This window comes from Alicyclobacillus vulcanalis (assembly GCF_900156755.1).
Classification (GTDB): Bacteria; Bacillota; Bacilli; order Alicyclobacillales; family Alicyclobacillaceae; genus Alicyclobacillus; species Alicyclobacillus vulcanalis.
Map to the genome: position 1 here is coordinate 350,653 of NZ_FTOO01000002.1, position 7,897 is coordinate 358,549.

General features: G+C 60.5%; 5 protein-coding genes and 1 pseudogene. 2 read left to right on the top strand and 4 right to left on the bottom strand.

The window, feature by feature from the left end; translation table 11 throughout:
* Positions 1-58: 58 nt before the first annotated feature.
* The 3 genes from BW934_RS04085 to gabT form a co-directional block, all read right to left on the bottom strand.
* Positions 59-868 carry a carbon-nitrogen hydrolase family protein gene (locus tag BW934_RS04085; RefSeq protein WP_084182463.1) on the bottom strand — a complete coding sequence of 270 codons (810 nt, stop codon included), beginning with the start codon at positions 866-868 and terminating at the stop codon, positions 59-61.
* Positions 865-2,211: an APC family permease gene (locus BW934_RS04090; protein ID WP_076345350.1), complete on the bottom strand. Its 1,347-nt coding sequence runs from the start codon at positions 2,209-2,211 to the stop codon at positions 865-867. Before BW934_RS04090 ends, BW934_RS04085 begins: the two co-directional genes overlap by 4 nt.
* 103 nt (positions 2,212-2,314) lie before the next feature.
* The gene (gene gabT, locus BW934_RS04095; RefSeq protein WP_076345352.1) at positions 2,315-3,634 is read right to left on the bottom strand and encodes a 4-aminobutyrate--2-oxoglutarate transaminase; all 1,320 of its coding nucleotides are present in this window, start codon (positions 3,632-3,634) and stop codon (positions 2,315-2,317) included.
* A gap of 271 nt (positions 3,635-3,905) precedes the next feature.
* On the opposite strand from gabT, the gene BW934_RS04100 reads away from it, so the two are divergent.
* On the top strand, positions 3,906-5,516 hold the full coding sequence (locus tag BW934_RS04100) for a sigma-54 interaction domain-containing protein (RefSeq protein WP_143232520.1): 1,611 nt from the start codon (positions 3,906-3,908) through the stop codon (positions 5,514-5,516).
* 82 nt (positions 5,517-5,598) lie between these two features.
* Here the strand turns inward: BW934_RS04100 and dusB are convergent, their stop codons facing one another.
* Positions 5,599-6,585 carry a tRNA dihydrouridine synthase DusB gene (dusB, locus tag BW934_RS04105; protein ID WP_076345354.1) on the bottom strand — a complete coding sequence of 329 codons (987 nt, stop codon included), beginning with the start codon at positions 6,583-6,585 and terminating at the stop codon, positions 5,599-5,601.
* A gap of 257 nt (positions 6,586-6,842) precedes the next feature.
* Here dusB and BW934_RS04110 point away from each other — a divergent pair.
* Positions 6,843-7,187 (top strand): annotated as a pseudogene (locus BW934_RS04110) (UPF0236 family transposase-like protein); the annotation flags it as partial.
* Positions 7,188-7,897: the final 710 nt, after the last annotated feature.

A 7,897-nucleotide genomic window follows, 5' to 3' on the forward strand; every position in this document is an offset into this window, starting at 1 on the left:
CGCGGGCACACGCTGGAACGCGCAGGAACGGTTCCGTCAGGGACTTTCCAGCGCTTTGCTATTCGCTCAAGCGCCGATCTGCCAGGTAGTCGTAGGCTGATCTCGATCGCAAAACCAGCGACCAGTCGAGATCGACGCACTGGACGGCTTCTTCATCGAGGCCGAGATCGAGCAACACGGTGCCATCGGGAGCCGCCACTCCGCTCATTCCGCGGTAACGATACCGGGCGTTTCGGCCGACCCGGTTGCAATAGACCACGAACATCTGATTCTCCATGGCCCGGGCGAGAAGAAAGGTCCGGTGAATTGTTTCGTACGGCTCCATGTTGGCCGCGTTGACGAAAAGCAATCGGCACCCTTGAACGGCGAGTCTCCGCGCAGGCTCGGGAAACTCCAGGTCGTAACATGTCAGGATGCCGGCTGTCCAGTTGCGCCATGAGAAGGCGGATAACGCGTCGCCCGGCGCGTACGCGTGTTTTTCCTCAGCAAACAGATGCATCTTGTGATACACATGGATGCACGCCCCATCGCCGCTCACCAGGCGCGTCGCGATGGAGATCTCACCGCCGGCCCCTTTTTCCGGATAGGAAAACACCGTGGCCACGCCGTAGCAACGCGCGAGTTCACTGAGCGCCTGCTGCATGCCGCCGTTGGGTGGCTCCGCGAGGCGCTCCCGCACCTCGCCCGACACCAGCCCAGTCAGAGACAGTTCCGGCGTGAGGAGCACGTCCGCGCCCTGTCGACTCGCTTGTTCCAGCGCCGTTGCGATCTTCGTCAAATTGCGCTCAACATCGCCGTCCGCGACGGCCAGCTGTGCCAGGGCCACGCGAATGGGCGCCGGATCGCTCGTGTCAGAGATCCCCCTCATACCGGCATACCCCCTCCATGGGCATCCATGGACAACTCCGGTGGCTCCTTCTGAAATCCTCTCGTCATGAACGCGAGATAAAGCAGCCCCAGAACAGCCCATGCCGCGCCCAGGCGAAGTGCATCGCGGTCCAAATTCAAGAGCAACCAGAAGTCAAAAAACGCGCCGAGGAGCGGGAAGAGGAAGTGCACGGTCCAGTCCCGCCACGTCCGCCGGCGTTGCCGCACGATGTAATGGGCGATCACCGACAGGTTGACGCAGGTAAACGCGGAGAAGGCACCAAAGTTAATGAACGAGGTCGAGGTCTCCACGCTCATGAAAAGCGCCATGAACGCCAGGAGTCCTATGAGCACCACGTTCAAGACAGGTGTGCGAAAACGAGAGTGCAGGTACGCGAAGACGCGCTTCGGCAGGACCGCGTCGCGGCCCATGGCGTACAAAAGCCTCGCAGCGCTCGCTTGCGCCGACAGGCCGGACGCGAACTGCGCGACAATGATACCGGCGAGAAACACTGCACTAAATAGCGTTCCGCCGATTTCGCGAGCGATTTCAAACGCGGCCGAGTTGACGTTCTCAAACACGAGGCTCGGGTGCACCCACTGCCCCACATACGAACAGACGATGAAGATGACGCCGCCCAAGAAGGCCACGAGTACGATCGCCTTGGGCAGTGTGCGAGTGGGCTCGAGGGTTTCCTCGGTCAATGTCGTGATCGCGTCGAACCCGAGGAACGAGTAACAGGCAATGGAGGCACCGGCGAGCACAGCCGAGAACGATCCTCCTGGCGATGCAAACGGTCGGAAGACGGACCAGGCCTGTTGGGCATGCCACACGTGCATCAGCCCGAGGGCGAGGAACAAAGCGATGACAAGCAGTTGGAAGGCCATCATCAGCACGTTCAGATTGGCGCCGAGTTCGATGCCAAACAGGTTGATGACCGTCGTGACGAGGATGAACAACAGCACCCAAACCCAGACGGGGACCGCGGGAAAAGCGGCATTCAAGTACGATGCGCCAATCAGCCAAATGGCCATCGGGATGAAGACGTAGTCCAACAGGATGGCCCAGCCCACCATGAAACCCACGTGGGCGTTGAGCGACCGGCGCGTGTACGTGTAGGACGAACCGGAAACGGGATACGCTTTCACCATCTCGCCGTAGCTCTTTGCGGTGAACATCATGGCGACCATCGCCACAAGGTACGAGCTCGCGGCCATCCCCTTGCTCGCTTCTACAATGGTGCCGTAGATGGCGAAGACCACCATGGGCGCCAGATACACCAATCCAAAGAACAGCACGTGAGGCAGCCGAAGCGTGCGCCGAAGCGTCGACGTGGATTCCATCTAACCCCTCCTGAACTCTCTGTCCGGTTTCCAATTTTCTGACAGGGAAGCGCGGCAGAGGCCTCAAGCCTCGCCGCCTCCCACTCGTCGCTCGCCCGCGACATCACCGTTCCGTTTCCGTTTCGCGAATGGCTTGGGCCAAAATCTCAAGCCCCTGCTGCAACTCGTCGTCGGAAATGACCAGGGGCGATAGCAGGCGAATGACATTGTTGTACACGCCCGCCTTCACCGTGATGAGACCGTACTCCAAACACTTTTTGCTCACCCGTGCCACGGCCTCGGGGTACGGCTCCTTGGTCTCGCGGTCCTTGACCAACTCGATCGCCACCATCGCCCCGAGCCCGCGCACATCGCCGATCATGGCGTGCCGCTCTTGCAGCCCTCGCAGGAAAGCCATACTCCGCTCACCGATTTCGAGTGCCCGCTGCGGCAGGCCGTCGCGTTCCATGATCTCGATGACCTTGAGCGCCGCCGCACACGCCAACGGGTTCCCTCCATACGTACCGCCGAGACCCCCCGGTTTCGGCGCGTCCATCACGTCGGCTCTCCCGACCACGGCCGAGATCGGCAGCCCGCCGCCCATGGATTTCGCCATGACCACCATATCGGGTTCAAGTCCCGCGGCGTACTCCGTCGCGAACATGCGCCCTGTGCGGCCAAAACCCGTCTGCACCTCGTCGACCACCAGCAGAATTCCATGCTGCCGGCACAGATCGCGCAACTTCGGAAGAAAGTCCGCCGGCGGCACCACAAACCCACCCTCACCCTGAACGGGCTCGACGATCACGGCCGCCACCTGGTTCGGGTCCACGTAGGTTTCAAACGCGTGGCGGAGAAACCCAAGCGCTTGCTCCGTGAGGTCTCCTGGCCCAAACGGGTTTCGGTACGGGTTGGGAAACGGCATGCGATACACCTCAGGGACAAACGGCCCGTATCCGACCTTGTACGGGTCCACCTTGCTCGTCAGCGACATCCCCAACATGGTTCGCCCGTGGAAGCCGCCTTCAAACGCGATAATCGCCGGGCGACCGGTGAAACTCCGCGCAATTTTGATGGCATTCTCCACGGCTTCTGCGCCGCTGTTGAGCAACAGCGCCTTCTTGGGACCGGACAGGGGCGCGATCCGGCACAGCGCCTCGGCGAGCGCCAGATACGGCTCGTTCAGTGCCACGTGGACGCAGGTGTGAAACAGCTTCTCTGCCTGCGCCTTCACAGCGGCCACGACCTCCGGATGATTGTGTCCGACGTTCATCACGCCGATCCCGCCCGCGAAATCGATGTACGCTCTGCCGCTCTCGTCCCACATCCGCGCGCCCTCCGCGCGCACGATGACGACGGGATTCTGATTCGACACGCCTCTCGCCACATACCGATCACGCCGTTCCAGTTGAGACGAACTCGCAGACTGGACGAAAGTGTTCATGAGACACCCTCCTTGAACGCGCAAGCGCCTGGCATACGCCGGTTTCGTTCCTCCGGCCGTTTTCATTCCTCCAACCGGTTTCGTTCATCCGATGAGAAGCAATTTTCGTGCCAAATCGAAAACGCGGACAGCCGCGCTGGAAGGGCCCCGAGGCCGGCACAGGTCCATGCGATGCGTGTTCGCTTTACGGAGCCGGTAATTCCTGATTGAATGAAAATGATTCAATAATGCATGAACGCCTAGATCGTTCGCCGTACAAGGGGGTACCTTCGTGTCGACGCCATCATGGTTTGAGCATCTGGCAGTCCCCATCCTGATTTTTGACCCCATGAAGGGGCTTTTGTACGCCAACCAGGCGGCGAGGGAAGCCTGGCCTTCCTTGCGGACCGGCACCCAGTGGGACGAATTTCGAGCATCGGTGACGAGCGGCTGGATGGTCCACCTCCACCCTTGGCTTGACAGCGAATCGTTCCTCGTGGAGTGCCATCCGGACCTCACGGCGCCGCTCGCCGAGCGCCTGCAGGCGTTGCGAGAGGCCTACGAGGAACTGGAGCTGATTGTTTCGGAGGCGTTTGACGAGGTCTTCGTCACAGACGGCAACGGCGTCACACTGCGCGTCAACCGGGCGGCTGAGCGACTGTACGGCCTGCGCCAAGAAGAGTTGGTCGGCCGATCCGTCTACGACCTCGAGCGAGACGGCCTGTTTTACCCTTCCGTCATCGGCCTCGCCCTGAAGCTGCGCCGCGAAGTCACCGTGTTACAAAAGACGTCGGACGGCAAACAGCTGTGGGCCACCGCCAATCCCGTCTTCGATGCGCAAGGCAACATCCGGTTGGTCATCTCGACAGCCAAAGAAGTCTCCGACGCGTTTCGCCCCCACACGCCAGGCTTTTCGACGGCTTCAGAAGGCTCGGGATCCGGCGAAGCCATCCGCGGCCTCGTGGCGCACAGCCAGGCGATGCAGCGTGTATTGGAAATGGCGCGAAGGGTGGCGCGCGCCGATCTCACGTGCCTCTTGCTGGGTGAGACCGGCGTCGGGAAAAGCACCCTTGCGGAGTGGATCCACCGCATGAGTCCGCGCCACAGCGGCCCGTTCGTCGAAGTGAACTGCGCGGCTTTGCCAGAATCTCTCCTGGAGAGTGAGCTGTTCGGCTATGAAAGCGGCGCCTTCACCGGCGCGTCGCGGTCGGGAAAGCCAGGCAAAGTGGAGCTGGCACACGGAGGGACCTTGTTTTTGGACGAGATCGCAGAGATACCGCTTCACCTTCAGGGAAAGCTGCTTGACTTCGTGGAACGCCGGGCCATGACGCGCGTCGGCGGTACGACGCGGCGCCACGTGGATGCGCGCATCATCGCGGCGACGAATCGCGACGTGAAGCGCATGGTGCGTGAGGGCACGTTTCGCGCAGACCTGTACTACCGCCTGCACGGCGTGTCCATTGAAATCCCGCCGCTTCGAGAGCGCAAGGAGGATATCCCTGTGCTGATCGACCAGTTTCTTGAGGACATGTTCCGCACTCACCCCACGATGGTGAAGCGCATCCATCCGCAAGTCGTAGAGCGGCTCCAGGCCTACCGCTGGCCCGGCAACGTTCGCGAGCTGGAGCATCTTGTGAAGCGGCTCGTGCTGTTGACCGACGGGGATGGCATTCTTCCCTCCGACCTGCGCGAGGAGTGGCTCGAAGAGGACAGCCTGGGGGACGTTCAGACGGAAGGCATCCGCCCTCTGGACAAACTCGCCCAAGTCGAGCGGGAAATCTACGCGGAAGCTGCGCGGCGCTGCCGGTCGAGCTACGAGGTGGCTGAGGCGCTGGGCGTGAGCCAGGCGACGGCCGTTCGAAAACTGAAAAAATACGGGCTGTCAATCTGGCGCACGCCCTGAGCCATCGCCCGCTGCGCTTGCAGCGGGCGATGGCTTCATTCAAAGTGTACGCGGCGCGCTATCGCCGAGGCGGCGACGACCACTAGGCGATCTTTCGCCGCAGGATTCCCTCGCAGTATTCCCGCAGCACGGCTTCCATGCCCGCCATCGTGGTCTGCTGGTTGATCACGTTGCGGAACTCCGCAGCTCCCGGGAGCCCCTTGACGTACCAGGCGGCGTGCTTGCGCATCTCGCGAACGCCAATATCCTCGCCCTTAAATTCCACAAGCATGCGCATGTGGCGAAGCGTCACTTCCAGCCGCTCCTCCACGGATGGAGGCGGGAGCAACTCCCCCGTCTCGAGGTAATGCGCAATTTCGCGGAAAATCCACGGATTGCCGAGCGCGGCGCGGCCAATCATCACGGCATCGCACCCGGTCTCCTCCATCAGGCGTTTTGCACTCTGGGGATCCACGACGTCGCCGTTGCCGATCACCGGGATGCGCACAGCCTCCTTGACCCGCCGAATGATGTCCCAGTCGGCCTTGCCGCTGTACATCTGCTTCGCCGTGCGGCCGTGGACCGCCACCGCCTGAGCGCCTGCCTCTTGCACGGCAAGCGCCACCTCGACGGCGTTGACGTGATCGTCATCCCAGCCCTTGCGGAATTTCACCGTCACCGGCTTGTTCACGCGGCTCACCACAGCGCGAACGATTTTCGCCGCGTAGTTGGGATCGCGTGCGAGCGCAGCACCGCTCCCGTTCTTGCAGATTTTCAGGACGGGACACCCCATGTTGATATCGATTAAGTCCGCGTTGGTTTCGCCCACCATCTCGGCCGCCTGCTCCATCGAGGCGAGATCGTACCCGACGAGTTGCAAGCTGACTGGGTGTTCATCCGGAAGGATGGTGGTCATCTTTTTTGACTTTTCGTTTCCGCTCACCAAGCCCTTGTCGCTGACCATCTCTGCGCAGACCATCCCAGCGCCTAGTTCCTTGGCGAGTCTCCGAAACGGCGGGTTACACACGCCGGCCATGGGCGCGAGAATGACGGGGTTGTCCAGCGTCACGCCAGCAATGGTGACTTTCACGCGCACCCCTCCTTCGACCGATGCCAAATTGCATGTCCGATATTATAAAGCGAGCTGCAGTTGGGGTTCAACCGCGCGCAATCACTCGTGTTGAGCGTCTGTGATAGGGTCACCGTGAGATGCGTCCGCGAACATGTCCTGGATGAGGTGGAGCCAGGCGTGTGTGCCACCGTGCGTGACACGGCCTATGAGCTCCTCCAGCTCTTGCTCGAGGGGATGGAACAGAAGCTGCAGGGGAGCGAGGCTTCCGGTGGACGCTCATCCACCGGAAGCCTCGCACGTTGGTCACGACTGCGGGCGAGATCGCGATTTGGCGGCGGTGCTATCGGGACAAGCAGACGGGCGAGCGCTGGTTGCTCTTAGACGACGCGCTGGGGTTGGAGCCCCATCGGCGGCTGTCTCCTCAGCTACGGTCGCATGCGATCGCATGGGCCACGGAGACGTCGTACCGTCGGGCGGCAAGCCTGCTGCACGCTTGCGTTCCTGAAGTGAGCGCGATGGCCATCTGGGAAGAGCCACATCTTGCAAAGCGAGAGACGGCCCAAGAGGCGGTTGTGACGGACGCGGAGATGACGCGCAAAGTCGAGGCAGCGGCGTCGTGACTGGAAGTTCATATGCCTGCACTGGCCGGGCCGCATGCGGGCCGGCCGTGGGTGAAGTACGTGCTGCGGGAATTGGCGAGGGCCCGCACACGGTGGCATGACCGTACTTCCCATGAGGTCTCCCCTACGACAACTTGTCACGAACGATTTAACACCCCTACTTGAGACTCGAACCCGAGCTCTGGCGGCCGCCCCGCGATCGTATCGCAATATCTTCTCTTTTCATGTTCCCGCGAGCTTCGGCATGGATGTCTTCCAAAAAGTAAATATGGTAAAAATGATAGATTATAAGAAAGATACACCATGCTTATTGACAACCAACGAAGTCAATATGCGTGAAAGTCAAGTCTTTTTTATCCAGTAATAAATGATAAATCTCACTCCAGAGACGCAGACAACCACAAAGCAGACAGCGGCCGAGACACAGGTGCAACCTAATACATACCATCTTGCATGTTGGTAAATCCAAGGGATTGACTCTAGAATCCAAAAAGACAGACCTGTGAGAATAAGGGCTATAGACGTTTTATACATGATAGAGAGTTGTTCTGCGGCCTTCTTCACGGTTATGTGTCCTTTCTTTCGAGTGATCAAACGGATGCAACGTATTCGCGGGGGTGTGTCAAGTGTTCTGTGTAAACTCCATTTTGAAGAGATTACATTCGTTCCTGTGGCGGGTCCCAGGCTGTCGTACCATGTGAGGCTGTCAA

What these genes read in the sequence shown, in the direction of transcription:
- gabT (WP_076345352.1), bottom strand. Translation starts at nt 3,634, where the DNA reads ATGAACACTTTCGTCCAGTCTGCGAGTTCGTCTCAACTGGAACGGCGT.
- BW934_RS04090 (WP_076345350.1), bottom strand. Translation starts at nt 2,211, where the DNA reads ATGGAATCCACGTCGACGCTTCGGCGCACGCTTCGGCTGCCTCACGTG.
- BW934_RS04085 (WP_084182463.1), bottom strand. Translation starts at nt 868, where the DNA reads ATGAGGGGGATCTCTGACACGAGCGATCCGGCGCCCATTCGCGTGGCC.